This window comes from Blastopirellula sp. J2-11 (assembly GCF_024584705.1).
Lineage (GTDB): Bacteria > Planctomycetota > Planctomycetia > Pirellulales > Pirellulaceae > Blastopirellula.
The window spans coordinates 5959900-5983287 of the sequence record NZ_CP097384.1 but is presented as its reverse complement, the minus strand read 5'-3'; the positions used below and the strand labels follow the sequence as shown (position 1 = coordinate 5983287).

The 23388-nt window shown below is 57.5% G+C and carries 20 protein-coding genes; 13 read left to right on the top strand and 7 right to left on the bottom strand.

The annotated features are described in order from the left end of the window. Nucleotides 1-3 precede the first annotated feature (3 nt). Nucleotides 4-1032, bottom strand: coding sequence for a DUF1559 domain-containing protein (locus tag M4951_RS23785; protein ID WP_262024087.1), 1029 nt, complete (start codon nucleotides 1030-1032; stop codon nucleotides 4-6). A 192-nt stretch (nucleotides 1033-1224) separates the two neighbouring features. Between M4951_RS23785 and M4951_RS23780 the strand changes: the two genes are divergently transcribed. From M4951_RS23780 to M4951_RS23765, 4 genes are read left to right on the top strand one after another with little or no spacing between them, the layout of a single operon-like run. Continuing rightward, on the top strand, nucleotides 1225-1800 hold the full coding sequence (locus M4951_RS23780) for a sigma-70 family RNA polymerase sigma factor (protein ID WP_262024086.1): 576 nt from the start codon (nucleotides 1225-1227) through the stop codon (nucleotides 1798-1800). Between the two features lie 48 nt (nucleotides 1801-1848). Beyond that, complete coding sequence (locus M4951_RS23775; RefSeq protein WP_262024085.1) at nucleotides 1849-3468, top strand: LamG domain-containing protein; 1620 nt, start codon at nucleotides 1849-1851, stop codon at nucleotides 3466-3468. Nucleotides 3469-3490: 22 nt separating this feature from the next. Next, the gene (locus M4951_RS23770; RefSeq protein WP_262024084.1) at nucleotides 3491-5938 is read left to right on the top strand and encodes a PSD1 and planctomycete cytochrome C domain-containing protein; all 2448 of its coding nucleotides are present in this window, start codon (nucleotides 3491-3493) and stop codon (nucleotides 5936-5938) included. Between the two features lie 6 nt (nucleotides 5939-5944). Next, nucleotides 5945-7396 carry a DUF1501 domain-containing protein gene (locus M4951_RS23765; protein WP_262024083.1) on the top strand — a complete coding sequence of 484 codons (1452 nt, stop codon included), beginning with the start codon at nucleotides 5945-5947 and terminating at the stop codon, nucleotides 7394-7396. 103 nt (nucleotides 7397-7499) lie between these two features. On the opposite strand, the gene M4951_RS23760 is transcribed toward M4951_RS23765, so the two are convergent. Both M4951_RS23760 and M4951_RS23755 read right to left on the bottom strand, forming a co-directional pair. Then, nucleotides 7500-9326 carry a hypothetical protein gene (locus M4951_RS23760; RefSeq protein ID WP_262024082.1) on the bottom strand — a complete coding sequence of 609 codons (1827 nt, stop codon included), beginning with the start codon at nucleotides 9324-9326 and terminating at the stop codon, nucleotides 7500-7502. Nucleotides 9327-9374: 48 nt separating this feature from the next. Continuing rightward, on the bottom strand, nucleotides 9375-9584 hold the full coding sequence (locus tag M4951_RS23755; protein ID WP_262024081.1) for a hypothetical protein: 210 nt from the start codon (nucleotides 9582-9584) through the stop codon (nucleotides 9375-9377). A gap of 150 nt (nucleotides 9585-9734) precedes the next feature. On the opposite strand from M4951_RS23755, the gene M4951_RS23750 reads away from it, so the two are divergent. Next, entirely contained in the window at nucleotides 9735-11192 is a 1458-nt protein-coding gene (locus M4951_RS23750) for a PLP-dependent aminotransferase family protein (protein WP_262024080.1), read from the top strand. A gap of 22 nt (nucleotides 11193-11214) precedes the next feature. Next, nucleotides 11215-11784, top strand: a complete 570-nt coding sequence (locus M4951_RS23745; protein ID WP_262024079.1) for a DUF1802 family protein — start codon at nucleotides 11215-11217, stop codon at nucleotides 11782-11784. 130 nt (nucleotides 11785-11914) lie between these two features. Here the strand turns inward: M4951_RS23745 and M4951_RS23740 are convergent, their stop codons facing one another. Further along, nucleotides 11915-13000 (bottom strand): calcium/sodium antiporter, encoded by a 1086-nt coding sequence (locus M4951_RS23740; protein ID WP_262024078.1) that lies wholly within the window; start codon nucleotides 12998-13000, stop codon nucleotides 11915-11917. Between the two features lie 369 nt (nucleotides 13001-13369). Here M4951_RS23740 and M4951_RS23735 point away from each other — a divergent pair, with 369 nt between their 5' ends. Then, a complete protein-coding gene (locus M4951_RS23735; RefSeq protein ID WP_262024077.1) occupies nucleotides 13370-14188 on the top strand; it encodes a helix-turn-helix domain-containing protein in 819 nt (272 codons plus the stop codon). 42 nt (nucleotides 14189-14230) lie between these two features. Here the strand turns inward: M4951_RS23735 and M4951_RS23730 are convergent, their stop codons facing one another. Together M4951_RS23730 and M4951_RS23725 are read right to left on the bottom strand one after the other, a co-directional pair. Continuing rightward, complete coding sequence (locus tag M4951_RS23730) at nucleotides 14231-15157, bottom strand: NAD(P)/FAD-dependent oxidoreductase (protein ID WP_262024076.1); 927 nt, start codon at nucleotides 15155-15157, stop codon at nucleotides 14231-14233. 172 nt (nucleotides 15158-15329) lie between these two features. Further along, nucleotides 15330-16133: a helix-turn-helix domain-containing protein gene (locus M4951_RS23725; RefSeq protein WP_262024075.1), complete on the bottom strand. Its 804-nt coding sequence runs from the start codon at nucleotides 16131-16133 to the stop codon at nucleotides 15330-15332. 180 nt (nucleotides 16134-16313) lie between these two features. Between M4951_RS23725 and M4951_RS23720 the strand changes: the two genes are divergently transcribed. The 5 genes from M4951_RS23720 (at nucleotide 16314) to M4951_RS23700 (ending at nucleotide 20967) form a co-directional block, all read left to right on the top strand. Beyond that, nucleotides 16314-17285, top strand: coding sequence for a DUF1559 domain-containing protein (locus tag M4951_RS23720; protein ID WP_262024074.1), 972 nt, complete (start codon nucleotides 16314-16316; stop codon nucleotides 17283-17285). Next, nucleotides 17282-17698 carry a hypothetical protein gene (locus M4951_RS23715; RefSeq protein ID WP_262024073.1) on the top strand — a complete coding sequence of 139 codons (417 nt, stop codon included), beginning with the start codon at nucleotides 17282-17284 and terminating at the stop codon, nucleotides 17696-17698. Before M4951_RS23720 ends, M4951_RS23715 begins: the two co-directional genes overlap by 4 nt. 85 nt (nucleotides 17699-17783) lie before the next feature. Next, nucleotides 17784-18701, top strand: a complete 918-nt coding sequence (locus M4951_RS23710) for a dihydrodipicolinate synthase family protein (RefSeq protein ID WP_262024072.1) — start codon at nucleotides 17784-17786, stop codon at nucleotides 18699-18701. Nucleotides 18702-18758: 57 nt separating this feature from the next. Further along, nucleotides 18759-19961 (top strand): exo-alpha-sialidase, encoded by a 1203-nt coding sequence (locus M4951_RS23705; RefSeq protein WP_262024071.1) that lies wholly within the window; start codon nucleotides 18759-18761, stop codon nucleotides 19959-19961. Nucleotides 19962-19986: 25 nt separating this feature from the next. Continuing rightward, nucleotides 19987-20967 (top strand): bile acid:sodium symporter family protein, encoded by a 981-nt coding sequence (locus M4951_RS23700; RefSeq protein ID WP_262024070.1) that lies wholly within the window; start codon nucleotides 19987-19989, stop codon nucleotides 20965-20967. 701 nt (nucleotides 20968-21668) lie between these two features. Here the strand turns inward: M4951_RS23700 and M4951_RS23695 are convergent. Continuing rightward, complete coding sequence (locus tag M4951_RS23695; protein ID WP_262024069.1) at nucleotides 21669-21977, bottom strand: hypothetical protein; 309 nt, start codon at nucleotides 21975-21977, stop codon at nucleotides 21669-21671. Nucleotides 21978-22333: 356 nt separating this feature from the next. Here M4951_RS23695 and M4951_RS23690 point away from each other — a divergent pair, with 356 nt between their 5' ends. Beyond that, nucleotides 22334-23329, top strand: coding sequence for a hypothetical protein (locus tag M4951_RS23690; RefSeq protein ID WP_262024068.1), 996 nt, complete (start codon nucleotides 22334-22336; stop codon nucleotides 23327-23329). Nucleotides 23330-23388: the final 59 nt, after the last annotated feature.

The window sequence follows — 23388 nt, the reverse complement described above, 5'->3', positions numbered from 1 at the left end:
TAATTAGTACTGACTTTGGACCTGACCGTCATCGCGGGTCGCCAATTGCTTTAACGTTTCTAATTGGACAGTGTCGGCAATAAACTGCACTGATCCGTCCGCCAGCGAAACCATGACTCCGCCAGGATGTTCGGAGCTGAGCGGATTGTTGGCGCCCACGTTGCTGGCCATGCCGGGAAACAACTGATATGCGAACGGCTGTTGGTTGGGAGAGTAACGGACCGTATTGGTATTAAAGCAACGCATGTCGCTACTGTTCGATCCAGAATCAAGATTCGGCGGATATCCGGTAACTCGGTTCCCCATCAGCCAACCATGGTCGGTGCCGGACGCCGTAGGAAAACTCCGATTTCCATCGGTCCGCATCAAGCCGCCCGACATTTCGCCCAGGATCAACGTGTTGGAGGATCCGTCGGTGCAGCTATGAAAACCGGTCGAAAAGTTCGGCAACATCATGCCGCCGCCCGAGACCAAGGTCGGTTGGCTCGAAACGGTCACCGTCGAGATTCGATTTTCGGTGAATGAAGTTGGTTCCGCACAACCGGAGATGCCGGCGTAATGAGCCTGAGATTCAAATCCATTGGAAACAGGGCCAGCAGACGATGTACAGCGCATCGCCGTGATCGGACCGGCGGCCAACACCGGAACCTTGTTGAGATCGCCAGCACTGCCGGCCCCTTCACTAATGTAGCCAGGGGACTCTCCAACCCAGACCATCTGATCATGCAGCGCCCCCTGCTCAAAGAATGCGAGCATCATGCCGTAAAAGCTGGGACCAAAACTATTGCCGCTTCCACCGCCGTTACGCGGTACTGTCGAACTGACGCTTCCCGGCGGAAAAACCAGAAACTGATCATGGTAATTGTGAAGAGCCAACCCCAGTTGCTTTAGATTATTGCTGCACTGCATGCGGCGAGCGGCTTCCCGAGCTTGTTGTACTGCGGGCAATAACAGGGCGATTAAGACGCCGATAATCGCAATAACCACCAGCAATTCCACGAGCGTGAAACCACGCGAGGCGTTCAATTTCATACCGAGTCTCCGAGCGAAGAAGAGTGAGATGAGAGAATGAAGATCGCCGCATCCTAAAGTGGCTCGCGGCCTTATATAGCTTCCGCCGCTCGCTGCAAAATTCCCCTCAAAATAATGTTTTTATCTTTGAATCGCTCTTTTTGCGGGGAATTTGGACTTGGGAGGGAGAATAATAAAAGAGAAGCATTGTCCTTGTTTTCGATTTGTTCCATCCATTACATCCTCTCGATGCCTGAGATTCGCGCCCCCCAAACAACCGACCCAACCCCCTTTGTCGAGTTGATCGTCAAGCATGAGCGAGCATTGTTGCGGTACATCCGTTGTATGGTTCCGCGGCTAGAAGATGCCGAAGAGGTATGGCAATCATCTGCAATCGTCTTGTGGGAGAAGTTCGCCGAATATGACGCTACGCGAGAATTCCTCCCCTGGGCGCAACGTTTCGCCTATTTTGAGGCGCTCAAGTTTCGCCGGTCGAAAGCTCGTGATCGCATGTTTTTTTCCGAAGACGTGATGCAGACCGTCGCCGAAACGCATGTCGCATCACATGAAACGCTGGAGCGACGGATACAGGCCCTGCAGAGTTGCCTACAAAAATTAACAGCCACTGACTTGAATTTACTGCGATCTCGATACGAGTCCGAAATGACCATCGGCGAACTGGCGAAGATATGCAACACGACCGCCAAGTCGCTCTATCGAAAACTGGATCGCATTCGAGATCGTCTTGCTCGTTGCGTGCGCGTGCATGCTCAGCTTGCTGAAGATTAGTTTTCCACACCGCCGTAAGGCGATACCTATTGTCGTTTATTAATACCTATGAGCTCCAATTCGCAAAAACTTGAAAGTGAAGCGCGGCATGCGATCGATCGTCTGATCGACGGCTCATTTTCGGACGAAGAATTCGCAGCGCTCGAGTTGCGACTCTTGGAGGATGACGCGTTTCGTCAAGCCTACGTCGAACAGTCCGATCTGGAAGCGGAGCTAGAAACTCGTTTTAATTCACTCCCCGTCGAATGGCCGAGGCCAGCGGCGACGCCTGCTTACTTGAAGTTTTCGGCGCTGGTTCTCGCAGCTACAGTGCTGCTGATTCTAACTTTATTGGCCTTGGTTCTCCTGCGGAGCGAACCGTTGGCGACCCAGCCCAAGCCGAGGTTACTGGAATTCGCCGAGACTCGTCTGAGCGGTTTACGACCGATCGCCATCGTGACCAAGATCGAGGGAGCCATCGAACCGGAAACGACAGCGCTCAAACCTGGCGATCACATGAAGCCCGGCGTGATGAATGTCGAACAAGGAGCGGTGCAAATTGAATTCCTCTCTGGCGCCGTGGTTCGACTCAATGGTCCAGCCGAACTTCACTTGTTGTCCGATAGCAGTGCGACCCTGATTTACGGCCAAGCATCCGCTGTAGTTCCACCGGGAGTAAAGACATTTACGCTTAACGGCCCCATGTCGGCTATCGCGGACAACTCCAGCGAGTTTACGTATGCGATCCAATCTCCCAATACCTGCAATATCGACGTTTACCAAGGCGAACTGATGACTTCGCTGCTTGGAGAAAGCGGCGATACTTTGCTCAACGAACTGGTTCGCGCCAACGAGACCGCCACATTTAGTGGCGGGAAGATCCATATCGCACAAGGCGCTTTCGCTCAATCAAACAGAACCCGCGTCTTGCCGCTCGATCAGGCTTCGCTCAGCGTTTCTGACGCCTACGCTGCGACGATCATCGCCGACCAGCCGCTCGTCTACTGGCGTTTTGAACAGGAGGATCAGCAAGGCGACATGATCCGAAATCAGATGTCGGATCGTTACGCGGGACATTTGCATGCCAGCGAGCCTGAGTCACTCCAACTTGACCACGGAAGTCTCGACTTTAATCCCAGCAAGCAACCCCGCTATTTGAAACTAGACGAGCCAATCGAGCATTTGAATGCGGGTGATTTCACCGTGGAGTTTTGGGTTCGACCGCAAAGAATGCACTGGGGTACGATATTCGGTTTGTTGCCGCTGCAGCAGTCCGAACCCGATCGTGAAAGCCATCTGTGCGTCATCGAATACGCGAACCAAACCAACCTGGTCCACCGGCCTGCGACGATCCGATTTCTCTTCCGGTATCCGCCGACAACCTACCAGGGGGGCATGAACGTTTTTAGCGCCGAGACATGCACACCCGGCATGTGGCACCATCTGGTCGCCGTGCGCGACAGCGACGGCATTCGCTTGTACTTAAACGGCAAGCTGCGTGAAGTGAGCGATAATTTGATGTTGGATGATCTTCAGCCTTATACTGCTGTCTTGGGGCAGCTTGATTCAGTGCGGCTTGAAAGGCAATTCGACGGCCAAATCGACGAAGTGGCGATTTATCAAAAAGCCCTTTCAGCCGCAGAAGTCAATCAACACTACAAAGTAATGTCCGGTAATCAGGCTTACTAACATTTCCGCCCAGCAGTAACGCATGAAACGCTACTCTCATTTCATAGTTTCGTCCCTCACGCTGCTCGCCGCGGTGCTGGTCGCATCCCCTGCGCTGGCCCAAAAGAAGCTCGACTACAATCGCGACGTCCGGCCGATCCTGTCCGAAAACTGTTTCTTCTGTCACGGGCCCGATGGCGAGCATCGCCAGGCTGATCTGCGCCTGGATGTGGAGGAAGCGGCCAAAGATTACGCGATCGTGCCGGGCGATCTCGACGGCAGCGACGTGTTTCAGCGGATCATCAGCACCGACGCCGACCTGCAAATGCCCCCGCATGAGTCGGGCAAAAAGCTGAAGCCGGAAGAGATTGCGGTGCTGAAACGCTGGATAGAAGAAGGCGCCGAGTACGATCCCTACTGGGCTTATGTGAAGCCGGAGCATCACGCAGCCCCTCAGGTCGATAACCAAGCGTGGTCGCAGACTGACATCGATCGCTTTCTGTTGGAAAAGATGGAAGCGGCCGAGCTCTCTCCTTCCCCCGCCGCCGACAAGGTAACGCTCATCCGCCGCGTCACGTTTGACCTGACCGGACTGCCGCCAACACCTGAAGAAGTGGCCGAGTTCGTCGCCGACGATTCGCCGCAAGCGCTAGAGAAAGTCGTCGACCGCTTGCTCGCCTCGAAGCAGTTTGGCGAACGGATGGCGATCTATTGGCTCGACTTGGTGCGCTACGCCGATACGGTCGGTTATCACGGCGATCAGGATCACAACATTTCACCCTATCGCGACTACGTGCTGGACGCGTTTAACAACAACTTGCCGTTCGATCAATTCACCCGCGAGCAACTGGCCGGCGATTTGCTTCCCGACAGCACGATCGATCAGAAGATCGCCACCGGCTACAACCGCTTGCTACAGACGACCCACGAAGGGGGACTGCAACAAAAAGAATACTTGGCGATCTACGCCGCCGATCGCGTTCGTAACGTCTCGCTGGTCTGGATGGGCGCTACCGTCGGCTGTGCTCAGTGCCATGACCACAAGTACGATCCTTACACGATCAAAGACTTCTACTCGCTGGGCGCCTTCTTCGCCGACGTCGACGAGGCGAAGCACTTCACGATGGGCTCCAACGCGCTGCCGACCAAGCGCCCCCCCGAAATCAAGGTCAACACGCCCCGTGAGCGCGCCGAGCTTGCGCGACTGGAAGCCGAGCTTTCGCAGCTGCGCCAACAGCAGGAAGCCGAGCAGCAAGAATCGGCGACCACCGAAGTCTCGGTCGAAGAAACCGCCGCCAAAGATCAGGCCAAGAAGTCGAAAGAGAAAAAGCAGCCGCAGCTCCCTCCGGCCGAAAAGCGGCTGGTCGACGCGATCCAACAACTCAACGAAGCCGCGCGATTGACGATGGTGACCCAGGCAATCGCTCCGCGCGAGATGCGCGTGCTGCCACGCGGCAACTGGCTCGACGATAGCGGCGAGATCGTCACCGCCGCCGTTCCTGAATTTCTCGGCAAGGTCGACGCCAGCGGCGATCGCGCCACGCGGTTGGATCTAGCCAATTGGTTTGTCGATGCGGAAAACGGCGCCGGCGGGCTGACCGCGCGGGTCATGGTCAATCGACTTTGGCGCCTCTTTTACGGCGTCGGCCTCTCGAAAAGCCTGGACGATTTTGGCGGCCAGGGAGAACCTCCGGTCCATCCCGAACTGCTTGACAACCTGGCGATCGACTTTTACACGCATGGCTGGGATATCAAACGGATGGTCAAACAAATGGTGCTGACCGCCGCTTATCAACAGTCGTCGCAAACGACCGCCGAAGTCCGAACCGCCGATCCGTACAACCGCTACTATAGCCATCAGTCGCGACATCGCCTGCCGGCCGAAATGGTTCGCGACAACGCGTTGGCGGTCAGCGGACTGTTGAATTTGGAGTACGGCGGACCGAGCGTCAGGCCATATCAGCCGGAAGGCTACTATCGCCACTTGAACTTCCCGCAGCGCAAGTACCATGCGGACAAGAACGACCAGCAATGGCGTCGCGGCGTGTACGTCCATTGGCAGCGTCAGTTTTTGCATCCGATGCTGAAAGCGTTTGACGCTCCGAGCCGCGAAGAATGCACCGCGCAGCGGGCCCAATCGAACACGCCGCTGGCCGCCTTGGTGCTGCTGAATGATCCGACCTTTGTCGAAGCGGCTCGCGCTTTCGCTTCCCGCATCTTGACCGAGGCGCCGCAGACCGATACGCAGCGGATCACCCGCGCTTACCAGCTGGCTCTGTCGCGCGATCCTGAGCAACACGAGTTGGAGATTGTGACCGCCGTGCTCGACGATAATCGCGACATCTACCAGGCCGATACCGACGCCGCGGCCCAGTTGCTGCACGTTGGTTTGAAACCGATCGACAAAAAAGTGGACGTCGCCGAACTCGCCGCGTGGACGCAAGTTGCCCGCGTGATTTTGAACCTGGACGAGATGATTACCCGGAACTAACCTGCCATGAATCCTTCTCGCTTCGACCCTGCGACTGAACATTCGCGTCGTACGTTTCTTTCGAACGTCGGCTTTGGACTCGGTTCGACCGCACTCGCTTCGCTATTGTCTGGGGATGCGCTCGCCGCCGGTTCGCAATCTTCGGCGCCAACGGGAGTTGCCGGCCAGCCGGGCCTTCCTCACTTTCCGTCGCGGATCAAGCGGGTCATTTTCCTGTGCATGTCTGGCGGACCGTCGCAATTCGAGACGTTTGACAACAAGCCGGAGTTGTCGCGCATGGATGGCCAGCCGATGCCGGAGTCCTTCACGGCCGGCCAGCCGATCGCGCAACTGCAAGGGCAAGAGCTGCGCTGCTTGGGCGCGATGACCAAGTTCAAGAAATATGGCGCCGGCGGAGTCGAGATCAGCGACTTCTTGCCCTGGCACGCCAAGATGGCGGACGACATCTGCGTGATTCGCTCGATGACGACCGAGCAAATCAATCACGACCCGGCCCATACCTTTATGAACACCGGCACCGTCATCAGCGGGCGACCGTCGATGGGGGCTTGGGTCAACTATGGCCTGGGCTGCGAAACCAACGAGTTGCCAGGATTTGTCGTCCTCAGCAGCGTCGGCGGGCGCAATCCGCAGCCAATCGCGTCACGCCAATGGGGAACCGGTTTTCTGCCGAGTCGCTATCAAGGAGTTGAGTTCAGCTCGACCGGTGATCCGGTCAGCTACGTCCGCAATCCTCCCGGCGTTTCGGTGGGGCAGCAACGACAGATCGTCGACGCCGTCGCGCAGCTCAATCGGGGCCGGCTCGACAAGTTGCAAGATCCGGAAATCGCGACGCGCATCTCGGCCTATGAGATGGCCTATCGGATGCAGATGTCAGTGCCGGAACTGACCGACATGTCGGACGAGCCGCAAAGCGTGCTCGACATGTATGGCGCCAAACCGGGCGACGGTTCGTACGCTTCCAACTGCCTGCTCGCGCGACGACTCGCCGAACGCGGCGTGCGTTTCATTCATCTGTATCATCGCGGCTGGGATCACCACGGCGATCTGAAGAAGTTCATGGGCGTCTGCACCGACCTGACCGACAAGCCGACCTACGCACTGGTCCAAGATCTGAAGCAGCGCGGCATGTTGGAAGACACGCTAATCGTCTGGGGCGGCGAATTCGGCCGTACGCCGATGTTCCAAGGCAAAGGGGGAGTCGGCCGCGATCATCACATCAAAGGCTTCAGCATGTGGATGGCCGGCGGTCCCATCCAAGGAGGAACGACCTACGGCGCGACAGATGAGTTGGGCTACAACGCCGTCCAAGACGTCGTCCACGTCCGCGACTTGCACGCAACGATGCTCCACTTGCTAGGCATCGACCACAACCACTTCAGCGTGAAGTTCCAAGGGCTCGATATGAAACTGACCGGCGTCGAACCAGCCCGCGTGGTGAAAGAAGTCTTAACGTAAGGAAGAGAAATGGGGGGCAAAGAGAAAAGGGGGGCAGGTCCCAATTTTGCTGCAAAATTGAGACCTGCCCCCCTTTTCTCTGCCCCTTTTTCTCGACCCTACTCTAGAAACTCCCGACCGGGCTCAACAGCAGCTCTGGCACGTCTGGCGTTGGAGTTTGCGCTTCATCTTCGCCGCGATCGCGATAGACGTGCAAGATTCGTGCACGGCCCAAGTATTGATAACTCGGCTCCGGATACTTGGTCTTTCGCGGTGGTTGGTCGATCGTAAATTCGTGAATCAACACGCGGATTTTCGGCAGCCCAGAGAAGTGAACTTCTTCCAGCGGTCGCTTACCGGCGTCGATATCGAATCGCTCGAACATGACGCGCAGCACGCGTCGTACGGCGTAGAAGTCGACTCCATCTTCGACAAAGATCAGATCGACCCCCAACGCCTGGCAGATTTCAAAAAAGTGATGTCGCGCCCCGCGCGGCATCACATCGCGATAGAGCGGAGGAATCACATCCAACGAGTTGGCGTCGTCCGACGAGACGACATCGCGCGTCAGCCCCGGAAAGAACCAGTAGTGAGGCGCTAACCAATAGCCGCTGCCTTCTCGCTGTTTGCGGGCCGCCGCGCGGCGAAAAATTACTTCAACCCCTTTCACCAGCGTTCGTCGCTTTTGGACTTGATCGCGGCGGCGAATCCGCAGCAACGTTTCTTCCGCTTCCAGATCGTCCAGATGCAAACAGATCGTGCTAGAGTCGTCCCTTCTCGACGCGGACTCGGCGACTTGCAGTCGCACGTCCAATCGCTCAGGCTCGCTCGGCGCAAAGCGAACCTTCCAGCCGTTCCGCTTCGCCAACAAGCGCAGCTCGCGCCGCTGACGAGGTCGATCGACTCCGCTCAAGTGCAAAGCTAACGGGCTATTGCGCGACGGATCGCTTAGCCGAGCGAGAAAATAGTGCGATTCCATCAACAACGTCGACGCGAACAGCGCGAATGTTCCGTACCAGATCGCCAGGCGCCCTAGTCCGGTGCTGATCGGCGAAGTTTCAAAATGCGAGCCGAGCCCGATCACTTCGCCTCCCAGCGCCAGCGCAACTGGAATCGCCGGGACCAGCGCGATCAATAAATCGGTGATCGTCAGAAACAGATACATCGGCATCGCGCGAACTTCGGTCGCGCCTTTGCGCCACAGGCAATCGGGACGCCAGGCCGGAGTCAGCCAGTTGACGGTCAGACTCAACGACAACGTCAGACCCCACAACAGCGTCGCGAGCCATGTCGGCGCGAGCAGCGTCAGCGCCAAGATGCCCCCGGCGACGATCGATGCGAACAGCATTGATAAGCGAAACGACTCCCGTTCGGGTCGCTTGCCATAAACTAGCAACGCGTCAAACAGCACATAGCCCGGTGAGAAGGCCGCTCCAAACACCAGCACGATCAGCGATCCCCAGATGATCGCCATCGGCGTTAGATAGGCCAGATAACAAACGACCGGAACCGTCTCGCGCAGCGTGACGCCGGTCGCATAAGTAAACAACGTCGCCGTCGACACCGCCGCTAAAGCCAAAAACGGCGCAAGCAGAAACAACCGCGGTAAGCCGCGCTCGATCGGCGGTGAGCGGCGCAGATCCAATCCCCAGTCATAGCGGACCATCGCCGTGATCCGATTCCAGACGCGGCGCATTCGTCGCGACAAGTCCGACGCCCAACGAACGCGGCGACAAAAATAACGAGAGAAGACCAACCGAAACATTGTCGCCAGCAAGATGGCGCAGGCCAAGTCTTTAAGTTCGGACGTTTGCGTGCGGCCGATCCATTCGATGATCCCCAATCCGGCGACGACAGCGATCAACGTCACCGACTCGCGCAGGTTCCACCGAGACGTCCAGTGGACGCCGGGGCTCTTTCGGAAGATCGCCGCCAGCAAATCTTTGACCATCGTCACCCATCGGTACGAAACAAGGCGGCGCGCCTTCGACGGCGTCACTCACCTTTCCGTTGCGTCCTTGCTCTCCGCAGAGAGTTGCTCTTGCAGCGGAGCGATCCGCGGCGCCTTGTGGACGCGACATTCTAGTTGCGGTCGAGATTTGCGACTGCGACCGTCTCCTATCGATAATACCGCCCAATAGAGGACGGTGGCCAGACACATTAATAAATAGAAACCTAAGATCACCAGATAAACGGCTGTCCAGAACATGATGGGGGGAGTCTCCTTGAGAAAGAATCGCTGGGGATATTGCAAGTATTCGGCGTTTTCTGGAATGAGTACAGGCGCACAAAAGTAGATTTGTTACCATGACAGATGAAAGTTTCAAATCTGTTATGGTCCCTAACCAGGGGAACTGTGATGCCTGACGTCGCTGTGCCGCCATCTGCGGACGAACAACGCCTTTACGACCGCGTCGCCGGGCATGTCGCGCGGTTGATCGAACAGGGAACGTTGCGCCCCGGCGACCGAATTCCTTCGGTTCGCCGCATGCGCGGGCAGATGTCGGTCTCGTTATCAACGGTGACTCATGCGTATCGATTGCTCGAAAGTCGCGGGCTCATAGAAGCACGACCCAAATCGGGATACTTTGTTCGCGATGCGGCAATCCGCGTACCGCTTCCTCCCAAAGCGTCACGCTCGAATATCCGACCTTTGAGGGTCAATGTCGCGCGACTCTCGCGCCGCTTGCAAGACGTGCTGGCCTCGCCGGAAGTGGTCAAATTGGGGGCTGCGGTGCCCGACATCGAGCTCTTTCCAACTCAGCGGCTCAACCGCTTGTTTAGCCAGATGCTGCGGCGATTTCCCGATTTGGGGCATCGCTACGACGTTCCGCTCGGCTATCCGCCGCTGCGCAAAGAGATCGCGCGCCGCATGATCGACGCTGGCGCCGAAGTCGCGCCGGCCGAGATTGTGACGACCAGCGGCGCCAGCGAAGCGGTCTATCTGGCGCTGCACGCGGCGCTGCAGCCCGGCGATACGGTCGCGGTCGAATCGCCGACTTACTTTGGCATCTTGGACAAGCTCGAAACGCTCGGCCTGAAAGCGATCGAAGTAGCGTCTTGTCCGCAAACCGGCGTCGATGTCGATGCGATCGAGCGTCTGGCCGAAGAAAAGCGGATCCAAGCCGCGGTGATTATCGCCAACTTTAACAATCCGCTCGGTTGCCGCATGCCCGACGCCGCGAAGCGTCGGTTGGTCGAAGTCATGAGCGAGCATCAACTTCCGCTGATCGAAGACGATATTTTTGGCGAACTCCATTTTGACTCCGGCGTGCGTCCCAATGCGCTGAAAGCGTTCGATCGTGACGGAATCGTGCTCTATTGCTGCTCGTTCAGTAAAACGATCTCGCCCGGCATGCGTGTCGGGTGGTGTGCTCCGGGGATCTATCTCGAAACGTTTTTACAAGCGAAAATAGCGCTCAATCCGGCTGTCTCGATCGCCATGCAATCGGCGGTGGCCAAATACCTGGAAATCGGCGGTTTTGACCTGCATTTACGTCGACTGCGGCGTACGCTGCAAGATCGCGCTCGACAAATGGCCTATTCGGTTCACCAGCACTTTCCCGAAGAGACTCGCGCCACGGCGCCGCAAGGAGGCCAAGTCCTGTGGCTCGAACTCCCCCGCGGCTTTGATAGCGTACAACTGTTTGAAGAAGCGGCCGAGCGAAATATTAGCGTCGCGCCCGGCGTGTTATTTTCGCCGGGAGATCGGTTTCGCAATTTCGTGCGACTGAATTGTGCGATTCAAGCAAGCGATCGCGTCGAGCAGGCGATCATCGAGCTGGGCCGTTTGGCCAAGCGCCAACTAGCAACTTAACCACCACTTGGAAGTCTCTGTGATGAACGAAGCGAACTGCCCTTACGTCATGAAAGAGTGGGATGTCGTCTGCGCTGCGCTGCGCGCAGGTCGACAACATCTTTTGCTCCGCAAGGGCGGCATTCGCGAACAAGATGATCAGTTTCGGGCCGAGCATGACGCGTTTTGGTTTTGGCCAACCCGCTTTCATCAATCGCCCGATCAACTCTCCAGCGACGGTCAACAATTGCTGGCCCAACTGCGCGAAAAGCATGCCGGCGGCAATCGCTTCGCCGTCGACCTGCTGGCCGTCGTCGAAGACGTTCGGTACATCACGCAAGAAACATTGCTCGACAAATTGACCGGCATGCATATCCTGGCCGCAGACACGGTGCGAACGCGGTTCCACTATCGCGAGCCGGGACTCTACCTCTTTCTGGTCCGCATCTTCGCTGCGCCGCAAGTCCAACTTTATGTAGAGACCCCAGAGATCGCCGGCTGTAAAAGCTGGATTGAACTCCCCAATCCGCCGTCGTCGCAAGGTCTGCAACCGGTCATCAGCGACGAAGCGTTCACCGCCGCCCAGACGCAGTTCGAAGCGATGTTCGCTTAGTCTTGGTAACCCAAGCCGCGCGTTTTAAAGTTTGTGCGATTAGCAGTCGCCGGCGTCTCTACCTCTTCGCAAGAATCGATCTCGAATACAACTTCAAAACTCGCGCCACCAATTCTTCTCCGCTCTCCCGCTAAGCCGTTGCTGGTCTCCGCAGCGCCCGCCAGGTGGTCACCAACAACGTGATCACCGTCAGCGGCACGACAAAGCCCAGCATCATCACCTGGTACGGGTAGACCAGCGGCGATTTGAACGCATCCAGAATCAAATAGCCGGTGTAGGCGAAGTAGTAGAAAACGAACAACAGGCCTTCCCATCGTGCAATCGAGTAACCCGTAAAGAAGATCGGCAAGCAGGCGACCGCGACCGCGATCATCACCGGAATATCAAACCGCAACGCCTCATCCGAAACAGGAATGCCGCTCGGCGGCACGAGCGCCGATAACCCCAACACGCAGCAGATATTAAAGATGTTGCTGCCGACGATGTTGCCGACGGCGATATCGCGTTCGCCGCGGATGCTGGCCATCACCGACGCCGCCGCTTCCGGCAAGGACGTGCCGACCGCGACGATCGTCAACCCGATTAACAGTTCGCTCATCCCAAAGTAACGCGCGATCTCGCTGGCTCCGGCGACCAACCATTGTGCGCTGAAGGTTAGCGCGATCAGACCGGCCGCGATCAGCGCCAATTGCACCAACAACGTGCCGGCGCTCAGCTTCTCTTGAGTTCCATACTCACCGGCGAACTGATCCTTGACGGCTTGTTGCTCTTTGCGACTTTGATAGACCAGCCAAACCAGGTAGATGACCAAAATGCCAAACAAGATGGCGCCATCCAACTGACTGATTTCTCCATCCCAACCAAGCGCCAACACCAAAAACGAAATCGCCACCATCAGCGGCACGTCCAAACGCACCAATTGGCTTGAGACTAACAGCGGCGCAACCAGCGCCGACATTCCCAATACCGCTAGCACGTTAAAGATATTGCTGCCGACCACATTGCCGACGCCGATGTCGGTATTCTCTTGCAAGCTGGCGCTCAGCGAAACCGCCAACTCCGGTGCGCTGGTCCCAAACGCAACGACCGTCAAACCGACGACCAGCGGAGAAATCCCGGCCAGCGCCGCCAATTTCGACGCTCCGCGAACCAGTAACTCACCCCCTACAACGAGCCCAACCAGCCCGATTATCATCCACACAATAGGCCAAAACATGGCGCGGCGGCTTTCCAGAAAAAGGAAGAATTCAACCAGGCTCAGTGTGGCGACCCCAGAGAAATTCAGCAAGCCGCCTAATAATTCAATTCGCCGCAATCGATCGTTTCTTAGACCGCAAGGGAATGAAAGAAAGAGACGTTACACCAGTTCGAGACGCGAGTGGAAATGGGGCGCCTTTTTTCCCAACCGAGTCAGGGTGGTCCAAATAGCTCGCCGCCGGCCTGCATCTCAGGTAAACGTCACGCAGATTAGCGATTCTCTGAGTAAGCCAACTCACAGTCTCTCTCCCTATCGTCCGCTACCAATAGATCGCTTACTCGTTTCTACAAGGAGAACCCCCTGTCCGAGACAACGCCGATCGTATCGATGCCGCAGCCTGGCCTGGGGATTTCCGCCGGGTTTCACGCTGCCCATTCGGGCAATGTCCGTGCTCGGATGAACCGGCCGCATGCGCATGACTTTCATATGCTGACCGTTTTTCTCGCTCCGCCGAGAATCGCCAACTGGGGAAACAAAACGACCGCTCAATCCGTTGGCCTGCCGTCGGCCGACGACGCGATTGTCTGGCCAGCCCAAAAAGTCTGGAGCACGCGTTGGGAAACGGACTGCGAGTGCGTGACCATTCGCATCACCGTCGATTTTCTCCAGCGCGTCGCCAACTCGATGGGCGAGCCAACGCTCAGCGTTCAACCAGCCGTCATTCGCAGCGACCCGTTCTTGGTTCGATCGGCGCTGACGCTGGCCCAAGCGGGTCGGGATCAATCGTCGGGCGACCAGCTTTTTTCTGAGTCGCTCGGAACGGCTCTCACCGTTCGCCTGCTACAAGCCGCCGGGACGCAGCGACCGCCGCTTGTGCGATCCCCGCTCGATACTGCGGTCCTGCAGCAGGTGGCGCGTTACATCGACGCCCATCTTGGCCGTGCTCTTTCGGTCCCCCAACTCGCGGCGGTTGCAGGCCTTAGCCAATGGCATTTTTCCCGCGCGTTCAAGACGGCGACCGGGCTCACGCCGCATCAATACGTCGTCCAGCGGCGACTTCTGCGGGCGAAAGAACTGCTGGAAACTACCGAGCGAAAACTGGCGGCGATCGCCTTGGATGTCGGTTTCGCCTCACAAAGCCATCTCGCCGTTCACTTCCGTCGTCAATTCGGCCAGACGCCCGGTCAATATGCCGGCCGCAGATGAAGACCAGACCGGCGTGATGGAACGATACCAAGCGCAGCCGCGCTACAAAGCGGCTTCCGCTTTCAACATTGTCATGTTGGCGGAAACCGCGGCCATCATTCCTTCGGAAGCGGCCGAAGCGACGCTCGTTGCGCCGGCCGATGCGGCGTCGCCTGCGATGAACAACCCGGCGACCGAAGTCACTCCATTCAACTCGGTTTTAATCATTCCGGCGATGTGCCCCTCAGCCTCTACCTCACAGCCCAATTGCACCGCCAGCGGCGATTGTTGCGAGAATCGCGAAGCGACAAAAACCGCCGCGCAGTCGAGTCGTTCTCCCTGGGCAAAAGTGACGCCGGTAAAACGCTCCTCCACGCCTTCGAAGGCGACGATCGGTTCTTCGCGAATTGCGATCGCATGCTCCGTCAGCCAGCGCCGCTGATCAGGCGGCAACTGCACGTCACCGCACAAGTAAGTCAGATCTTTGGTCCAGCCCAACAGCATCGTCGCCCGGTCGATCAGTTGTTTGGTCGGCGCCATAAACGCCCAGGGTTGATTGCGGATCTCCCAGCCATGGCAATAGGGACAAAGCAACACGCCGCGGCCCCACCAAACTTTGGCGCCGGGGATCTCCGGCAACTTGTCCGCAATGCCGGTCGCCAAAATCAACGTCCGACATTGCACAATCGCCTGGTCGATTGCAATTTCAAATCCAGCGTCTAATTTTTTGACGCTCGTCACCGTCGCATCCTGCACATCGACATCGTACGGCTGCAACTGCGCTCTCCCGATCCGCCGCAATTCGCTGGGCGACGTTCCATCGTGCCCCAAAAAGCCATGAATCGCCGTCGCGGGCGCATTCCGTCCCGCCCCAGCATCGACCAGCAGCACTTCGCGACAAGCGCGGCCTAACACCAGCGCCGCGCTCAACCCAGCCGGTCCGCCGCCGATCACTACTGCGTCATAACTTTTTCGTAACTTTCCGCTCATCGTTCTTCCCTCGGTCCTGGTCCTCGTCATGTCCCTTTCCATGCTACAAGATCGAAAGGCCGGTTGTCGCACAGGTTCGTGCGAACTTCGAGCAAAAACGTGCTGGCGGACCAGCGTGACATGAATTCGAGACGCTCCTTTTGAAGTCGCGAACGCCTGAATCCTTTCCGAACTACATCGCCGAATAGCCGCTTCGCGTCTTCCGCTGATTGAACTTGTATTTCTCGCGAAACATGCCTGGCGTTTGTCCAAAGCGACGGCGGAAATGCCGGGTAAAACGTGACGGATCTTGATAGCCGACCCGCCTGGCGACGTCTTGAATGGCGCGACTCGTATTCTGCAACAGCTGCGCTCCTTTTTGCATCCGAAGTTCGATCAGATACTCGCTAAAGCTCAGATCGAGTTCGTCGCGAAAGAGCCGCGCTAGATGCCCAGCGGTGCACCCGGCGATTTCTCTGGCGACAACCGTCAGGCGGATCGGCTCGCTGAAATGAAAAGCGAGATAGGCGCAAGCTCGTGACAAGGGATCGCGTGGTAGCGAAGGGTCGTCGGAAGCGACGGCCAAGCGAAACCATATCGCGTCGAGATGCGCGATCGACGCTTCTTCGGCCTCTTGAGAATTGCCGCTGGCGATCGCTTCGACTAACGGCCGATGCGATTCGTGCAGCATCGAGAGATCCGGCCAACAGCGCTGCAACGTCTCCATCCGAAAAGGATGCTGCGTCTCAAATACGGTTCGCCAAGCTTCGAATAACGAGGGTACGTCGGCGACTTCGATGATCGCTTGATGAAACGCCTGATCGCAGGCGGCGAACTCGTCATAGTCGGCCGTCTGGGCAGCCGCTTTCATGCGGCTGAACTGATCGAGCAACGGCTGCAGACTGACATCCTCTTGAACACGCTGCGCCGCAACGCGCGCAGCAAAACCTTCGATCGTCGCACGTAATTCGGTGACGGATCGCATCGGGGTAATCATGCGAAATCGTTCTTTCGGGAGCGATCAACGGCAAGACGGCCGCTTGGAGGACTAGGTGAATTCGTGCATCGATCGATGCGAATCCAACGTTGTTTTCTGGGGCGCAACCGATCAGCATAGAGGAAAGATTGTGATAATTCCAATTCTTTTCCTCTCCTCTCTATTCCGGAAGGAATTTCCATGCCACGCCATGCCCCACGCGGCTTTACGCTTGTCGAGCTGTTGGTCGTGATCGCGATTATCGGCGTCCTCATCGCCCTGCTGTTGCCGGCGGTTCAACAGGCCCGGGAAGCGGCGCGCCGTTTAGACTGCAAAAACCGAATGAAACAGATCGGTCTTTCACTGCACAATTATCACGATACGCATCGGACGTTTCCCTTTGGAACGATCATCGAGCCGAATGCGTGCCCCCCGGCAAGTTCCGCTCGTCGCGGCGCTCCGTGGACCGTCATGATCTTGCCGTTTCTCGAGCAAAATGCGCGCTACGATCAGTTTGATTTTAAAGGGACGTTCGCCGGTATCGCCAACGAAGGGAGCAGCACCAACGAAGCGCTGCAAATCATCCCGAACTCGGCCTATCAATGCCCGACTGATCCGAATGCGAGCACCGATGAGCCGAATACGAACTATCGCGGAGTTCAAGGAGGCGGCGCCCTCGCCGATGCGCTGTGTGCGACGGGAACCGCCAGCAATCAACGTCTGTTCTTCGACAGCGGCATGCTGTTTATGAACTCCAAAATCGGTTTGCGCGACGTGACCGACGGGACGACGAACACCTGGATGGTTGGCGAATCTCGCTGGTGGTTCGCCGTCGGTCAAAACACCCCTTACGACACGTACTTCACCTGGGCTTCAACGGTCCGCAATGCGGGGACTTCGAGCCATGTCAATGTTGTCGCCGCCGCGGTCGATCCGATTAACAATCCGCTGGTCGACTACAACCCGGCGAATGGGCCTTATACGGATCATCCGGCCGGCATCGGCGCCGTCGTCGGCACGCATACCCGCGCCTTCGGCAGTTGGCACGTTGGCGGAGCGCAGTTTATTCGCGGCGACGCATCGGTCCATTTTGCGACCGAAACGATGGACCTCTCGATCTATCGCCAGATGGCGACGCGCAGCGATGGCCTGCCGATTGGAGGATCGCAATGAACGCACCGCAAAATCGTTTTCTGCTGACCGTATCGCTCTCCCTTTGGATGATCTGGGGCGCGAGCGGTTGCTCTCAACCGATCCCGGGACCGCCCAGATTCGAGCTTTCCGGCTCGGCGAAGTTCAACGGCAAGCCGATTCCTTTCGGTCGAATTTTACTAGAGCCTGATTCCTCTCAAGGCAATACCGGACCGGCCGCTGTCGCCGACATCAAAAACGGGAGATACCAAACGCGTGCCGACGCCGGGCATATCGGCGGCCATTTCAAAGTCACCATCATCGGCACTGACGGAACGCGGCCAGCGAACCCCGATGTCGACAACTCCCTATTCCTGCCGTTTAACACCACCGTCGAGCTTCCTCGCGCAGATGGCCAACATGACTTTGCCGTTCCCCGCATAGGGGCGCAGTAACAAAGCGTTTCACGATTTTGAAAACCTGAAAAACTTTCTCGCCAATTTGCAAGCTTTCTATTTCAATCCAAGGATCCGAATCAAGATGTACGAAAATATAACCGGCATTGTTCCGCCGATGGTCACCCCGTTTCGCGCGGATGGATCGATCGATGAAGAAGCGTTAAGAGCCGAAACGCGTTATCTCATCGATACGGCGCAGGTCCATGGATTGGCCGTTTGCGGCAGTACCGGCGAAGGGCAAACGTTGTCGGTCGAGGAAACCCGCTTGATCACGGCGGTCGTCTGCGAAGAAGCGGCCGGGAGCGTGCCGGTAATCACCGGCATTATTGCCGACAGCACGGCGGCGGTGATCGAACGCGGACTCGCGGTTCGCGACCTCAACGTCGCCGCGCTGCAGGTCACGCCGGTCCACTACGTCTTTCGTCCCGACGATGACGCGATGACCAAATACTTCGCCGATATCACGGCAGAAACCGAGCTGCCGTTGATCATCTACAACGTCGTTCCTTGGGCTTACTTGTCGCCGCAATTGCTCACTCGCATTATCGACAGCGTCGACGGCGTGATCGGCGTCAAGCAAAGCGCCGGCGATCTCAAGCTGCTGGCGGACTTGTTGATGATGGTCGGCGATCGTGCGCGCATCATGAGCGCCGTCGACGCCCTGCTGTATCCGTCATACGCATTGGGCGCGGTCGGCGCAATCGCGGCGACCTTGACCGCCGTGCCTGGCTTGTGCGTCGAGCAATGGAACGCCGTTCAAGCCGGCGATCATCAGCGAGGTAAAGAACTGCACGAAAAAATCTTGCCGATCTGGAACGCGATCTTCGATCACAATTTGCCCGCGAACATTCGTTATTGCATGGAGCTGCAAGGACGCGGCGGCGGCGTTCCGCGACCGCCGATGCCGGCGACTTCCGCTGTGCAAAAAGAGCCGATTCGTGAGGCGTTGATCGGCGCCGGCGTGGTGCTGACCAACGACGAATTGTGCGCCGCACGCTAATCTTTCCCCATCTTTCCCCATCTTTCCCCATCTTTGCCCCTTATAAAGATCTCACCGATGAAAAACTTCTGGATATTTACGATCGCCTGGGCCGCTCTCGGCGGCCCGTGGTGTGACATTGCCGACGCCGAAGAGCGCTTGAGTAATCAAGACTCGGCGGCGAACCCGCACCACATCTGGCGAGCCGACCAACAGGTGCTGCCGGCCGCTCAACTGCCGGAGTTAAGCGACGTCGAATTCCGGGTAATCAAACCGTACGAATTCAAGCAAGACGGATACCGATTTTTGCATGGCGTCGCGTTGGCCTGGCATCATGACCGGCTCTACGCTTCGTTCGGACATAATCGGGGTTCGGAGAACACCGATACGGAAGAAGCCCGATATCGCGTGAGCGACGATGCCGGCAAGACTTGGAGCGAAGTCCTGCCGATCGATACCGATGACCAGCCAGGTTTGGGCGTCAGTCATGGAGTCTTTCATTCGACCGGTGACAAGCTGTGGGCTTTTCTCGGCGCCTATCGCGAAATGCGGAAAGGCGTTCACACCCGCGCCTATACGCTGGACGAAGCGACCGGCAAGTGGACGCCGGAAGGAGTCGTCGTGGAGGGGGGTTTTTGGCCGATGACTGCGCCAGTGAAGATGGACGACGGCAACTGGATTATGCCGGGACTGTGCGTGAATAAAAGAACCTCGGCCGGCGTCGCAATCAGCGACGGTGACGACATGACCGCTTGGAAATTGGTCGTGATTCCCAAACGCGAAGATGTCGGCGGCATGTGGGGAGAATCGACGATTTGGGTCGACGGCCCGCAGATTATCAACATTTGCCGCTATGGCCACAAAGCCGAAGCGCTGGTCGCCGTGAGCGATGATTACGGTAAAACATGGACCAAGATGCAGCCCAGCAACTTGCCGATGGTTACGTCGAAGCCATGCGCCGGAACGTTGAGTAACGGGCAACGTTATCTCATAGCGACGACCACCGCCGACTCGGGAAATCGGCGTTATCCGTTGACGATCGCCGTCAGCCGACCCGGCGAGGCGCAGCTGTCGAAGATTTGGGTGATTCGCCAGGCTCAATTCCCAGAAGGTCCCGGAGAATCGCATCCTCGTGCGGCCCTCTCGTATCCCTATGCGATCGAGCATGAAGGGAAGCTGTATGTCGGTTACTCGAACAACGGGGGAGCGATCATGCGCGCCGGAAATGACAACAGCGCCGAGCTGGCGATCATTCCGCTTGAGCAGTTATCTGTCGAATAGCGTCTAGCGAGAAAGCCCCCTCCTGATGTCCAGCTTACGTCAAACTTTTGCGCAGCTTTCCTTTACGGTCGCTGTGCTCGCCTTCGCCGCCTCCGGCTACTTTTTCCCTGCGCTCTATCAATGGGAAGGGAACGGCTGGCAGCCGCGGCAAGCGATCGCCCCGTTAGTCCAAGTCATCATGTTTGGCATGGGCGTATCCCTCACGTTCGCCGACTTTGGCCGCGTGCTGAAAATGCCGCGGACCGTCTTGATCGGCGTTCTCTGTCAATTCATCTTCATGCCGTTGCTCGCATACGGATCGGTTCGCTTATTCGGGCTACAAACCGAAGTAGCGGCCGGGTTAATCTTGATCGGCAGTTGCCCCGGCGGAGTTGCGTCGAACGTCATCGCCTATATCGCTGGCGCCAACGTGCCGTTGTCAGTCACGATGACCGCTTGTTCGACCATTTGCTCTCCCATCCTGACGCCGCTGGCGATGCTGCTGTTAGCAGGCGAGTACGTCCCACTCGAGATCCTCCCGATGGCATGGTCCATTTTTCAAATGATCTTGTTGCCGGTCTTACTGGGATTGCTCGCGAATCAATACGCCAGTCGGTGGGTTCGGCAAGTCAAACTGGTTATGCCGGTTGTTGCGATGCTGGGGATCTGCTTGATTGTGGCGATCACCATTGCGCTGGCGCGCGACGATATCCGCAGCGTCGGCCTGACTCTATTCCTGGCCGTCCTCTGCCAAAACGGAGTCGCCTACGCCGTCGGCTATTGGAGCGCGCGTTGTCTGGGAGTTGGCGAAATCGAATGCCGTACGATCGCGCTGGAAGTCGGCATTCAAAATGGCGGCATGGCGACAGGGCTCGCGATCAACGTCCTCCACTCGCCGGTCATCGCACTCGGTTCCGCCGTCTACGGTCCTTGGAGCGCGATCACCAGCTCGATCCTCGCGACCTACTGGAGAAGCCAAACTGTCAGCGAAGAGGCGCCGCCGCTGCCAACCTCCCCGCAGGCTTGAAAGTCCTGCGGACTTCGCTCATCGATCTTCCTTCGGCCCCGATCGTTCTGACGCTGATTACGAGGGCTACAGTGAACGAGTTACTTGCCGGCAGACGGTTTCTGCGTTCGCAGCTGAATTACCTTCGGGGTCTATTTCCATGCAAGTCGTGGCCATAGGGCCTGTGCTCATTCCGATATTCGTTAACTCCGCCACTCTTTGTGCATCCTAGAGCGGTATTCAGCAAGCTGAACAAAGAGTCCCCTGTCGTCTAGCTTCTCCCCCAAAATCAGCCGCACGGCGTTAGCCGCGGTTTCTGACAGGAACTCTTTGTCGACGGAAAATTGGAGACAAAAACCGCGGCTAACGCCGTGCGGTTGATGTCGATACGTGCCGCGCAGCACCGGCTTCACTTTCAATCGCTGGAAAATCAAAATGGGGCAGCTAGCAGGAAACCGCTCTAGCCGCCAGAATCGCCCGATCTCGGACCACCATATGAAGTTGATCAAGATCCAGGACCCGAGTTTTAAAGTTCCCGGCACTTAATTCGAGCAGCCGACTTAACGGCATGAGCTCACGACGCCGGCGCATTGACTGCGCCGGCGTAGGGGGGATTTGGGAGAAGAATTGGAACGAAGCTGCACGTTCACATTGATTGACTAACGCTGCCGGGCAGGGTTCGGTTTTCTTCGCGCTGTGAGCTGAGCGTGCAACTCAGCCAGCTAGTCCAAGCAATTCGCAGCGCCCCACAACAGGGGAGTAAAAATCACCGCCAGACGGAAAGCATAGCCCCAGCCATCGTCTCTTCTGACCAGCTTGCGCCCGATCCAAGCGGCCGCACACGACAAAATCGTCAAGCCCAGCGTAAGCGGCCAGACTCGCGACATCCACGCGCCCATATCCGCCGGCGACAGCAGCAACAGTGACAACGCCGCAAAGGCAGCAGTCGCCATCCACAGGCTCAACCATTGACGGATCATTGATGCCGGCACGACGACAGAGATGACCGCTCCGATTACGAAAATCACCATTCTAGCAGTCCTTCCGGTCAGCCCGTTGCGTCCGCTGTGGGTCTAGACCGGACACATAGGTAATACTTTTTGTAACCTGCAATGCTTTCTCTCGGGAGGGCTTTCTTGCATGTGTGCGATCCGGCGCCCTGCGACTCGGTGTTATTCCAGATTGAATGTGGCCGCATTTCGTCAGACCGAGGCCTGACCTCCCCCCTGGGTGGTTGCTGAAGTGCCGCCAATCTCCTGTTTTCCGCCGCTTTTCCCCAGAAACTTGACCCTGGGCAATTTAGGCAAGTATACTTGAAGGCTTGGGTTACGGCTTTTTGGTGGCCCTGACTCGTCTTCGATAGCTCTACCCGTCTGGAATCGCCAGCATGTTGCGTCGTACAAATACCGCTGCGCTGCTACTGTTCGCCCTTTGTGCTGCGCCTTTGGCCGTTGCTCAACAGCCTGGCGGCGGCGCTGTGGCGATCAATACTGCGGCGGCGCAACCGGCGGCGGCAGGCCCAAAAAATCCGCATAATCCGCCGCGGCGGGTCTTTGCCGAAGGGGTGCTGACCAACATTCCGAGCGACCTGCGGTCGGAAGAGACGTTTACCGGGCCCGAGCCGATCCTCGAGATCCTCAAAGGCGCCCAAGGGTTGGATTGGACGCCAGAAACGTTGCCCGAGACGCGGACGTTGAAAGCGATGGCCGAACAGGTCATTTATCGCCGCAACGTCTGGGGGCTCGATTTCTCGTTCAAACCGATCCGCATGATCGAAGTCGACGTGCCGCAGCCGACCGGCAAGATGCAGCGTAAGACGTTGTGGTATATGGTCTTCCGTGTTCGCAACATGGGAAACCCGCTAGAAGCGACGGCGACCACCTTTGAGACCGGCGACACGCTGTACGAAGCGGTCCAGGCAAGCGGCTCGACCGCACCGATCCGCTTTTTCCCGCGATTCGTGCTCGAATCGAGCGACCAAAAGAAGGAATATCTCGACCGGCTCGTCCCGGTGGCGATGGAGCCGATTGCGGCTCGTGAGATGGGGGGAACTCCTTTGTACGACACGGTTTCGGTAAGCCGCTTTGACATGCCGGTCAGTTCGGAAGAAGTCGACAACGGCGTCTGGGGCGTCGCGATCTGGGAAGACATTGATCCCAATACCGACTACTTCTCAATCTATGTTGATGGGCTGACCAACGCTTATCGCTGGACCGACAAGCCGGAAAACGTCGATCCAATGAAGATCGGGGCGCATCGCGAGTACCAGACCAAGACGCTCAAACTCAATTTTTGGCGTCCCGGCGACCGCTATAACGAACATGAAGACGAGATTCGTTTCGGCGTCCAGGGTCAGGTTGACTACGAGTGGGTTTACCGTTAAAAAAGTAGTTTCGCCCCGGTCTTTCGGCGGCGCTAGGTAAATCGCATCTTCTCGCCTTC

Excerpts from the sequence above, each read along its gene's own strand:
- M4951_RS23730 (WP_262024076.1), bottom strand. The coding sequence starts at position 15,157 with ATGAGCGGAAAGTTACGAAAAAGTTATGACGCAGTAGTGATCGGCGGC.
- M4951_RS23755 (WP_262024081.1), bottom strand. The coding sequence starts at position 9,584 with ATGTTCTGGACAGCCGTTTATCTGGTGATCTTAGGTTTCTATTTATTA.
- M4951_RS23740 (WP_262024078.1), bottom strand. The coding sequence starts at position 13,000 with ATGTTTTGGCCTATTGTGTGGATGATAATCGGGCTGGTTGGGCTCGTT.
- M4951_RS23690 (WP_262024068.1), top strand. The coding sequence starts at position 22,334 with ATGTTGCGTCGTACAAATACCGCTGCGCTGCTACTGTTCGCCCTTTGT.
- M4951_RS23700 (WP_262024070.1), top strand. The coding sequence starts at position 19,987 with ATGTCCAGCTTACGTCAAACTTTTGCGCAGCTTTCCTTTACGGTCGCT.
- M4951_RS23715 (WP_262024073.1), top strand. The coding sequence starts at position 17,282 with ATGAACGCACCGCAAAATCGTTTTCTGCTGACCGTATCGCTCTCCCTT.
- M4951_RS23710 (WP_262024072.1), top strand. The coding sequence starts at position 17,784 with ATGTACGAAAATATAACCGGCATTGTTCCGCCGATGGTCACCCCGTTT.
- M4951_RS23720 (WP_262024074.1), top strand. The coding sequence starts at position 16,314 with ATGCCACGCCATGCCCCACGCGGCTTTACGCTTGTCGAGCTGTTGGTC.
- M4951_RS23770 (WP_262024084.1), top strand. The coding sequence starts at position 3,491 with ATGAAACGCTACTCTCATTTCATAGTTTCGTCCCTCACGCTGCTCGCC.
- M4951_RS23765 (WP_262024083.1), top strand. The coding sequence starts at position 5,945 with ATGAATCCTTCTCGCTTCGACCCTGCGACTGAACATTCGCGTCGTACG.
- M4951_RS23745 (WP_262024079.1), top strand. The coding sequence starts at position 11,215 with ATGAACGAAGCGAACTGCCCTTACGTCATGAAAGAGTGGGATGTCGTC.
- M4951_RS23785 (WP_262024087.1), bottom strand. The coding sequence starts at position 1,032 with ATGAAATTGAACGCCTCGCGTGGTTTCACGCTCGTGGAATTGCTGGTG.
- M4951_RS23775 (WP_262024085.1), top strand. The coding sequence starts at position 1,849 with ATGAGCTCCAATTCGCAAAAACTTGAAAGTGAAGCGCGGCATGCGATC.
- M4951_RS23760 (WP_262024082.1), bottom strand. The coding sequence starts at position 9,326 with ATGGTCAAAGATTTGCTGGCGGCGATCTTCCGAAAGAGCCCCGGCGTC.
- M4951_RS23750 (WP_262024080.1), top strand. The coding sequence starts at position 9,735 with ATGCCTGACGTCGCTGTGCCGCCATCTGCGGACGAACAACGCCTTTAC.
- M4951_RS23705 (WP_262024071.1), top strand. The coding sequence starts at position 18,759 with ATGAAAAACTTCTGGATATTTACGATCGCCTGGGCCGCTCTCGGCGGC.
- M4951_RS23735 (WP_262024077.1), top strand. The coding sequence starts at position 13,370 with ATGCCGCAGCCTGGCCTGGGGATTTCCGCCGGGTTTCACGCTGCCCAT.
- M4951_RS23725 (WP_262024075.1), bottom strand. The coding sequence starts at position 16,133 with ATGATTACCCCGATGCGATCCGTCACCGAATTACGTGCGACGATCGAA.
- M4951_RS23695 (WP_262024069.1), bottom strand. The coding sequence starts at position 21,977 with ATGGTGATTTTCGTAATCGGAGCGGTCATCTCTGTCGTCGTGCCGGCA.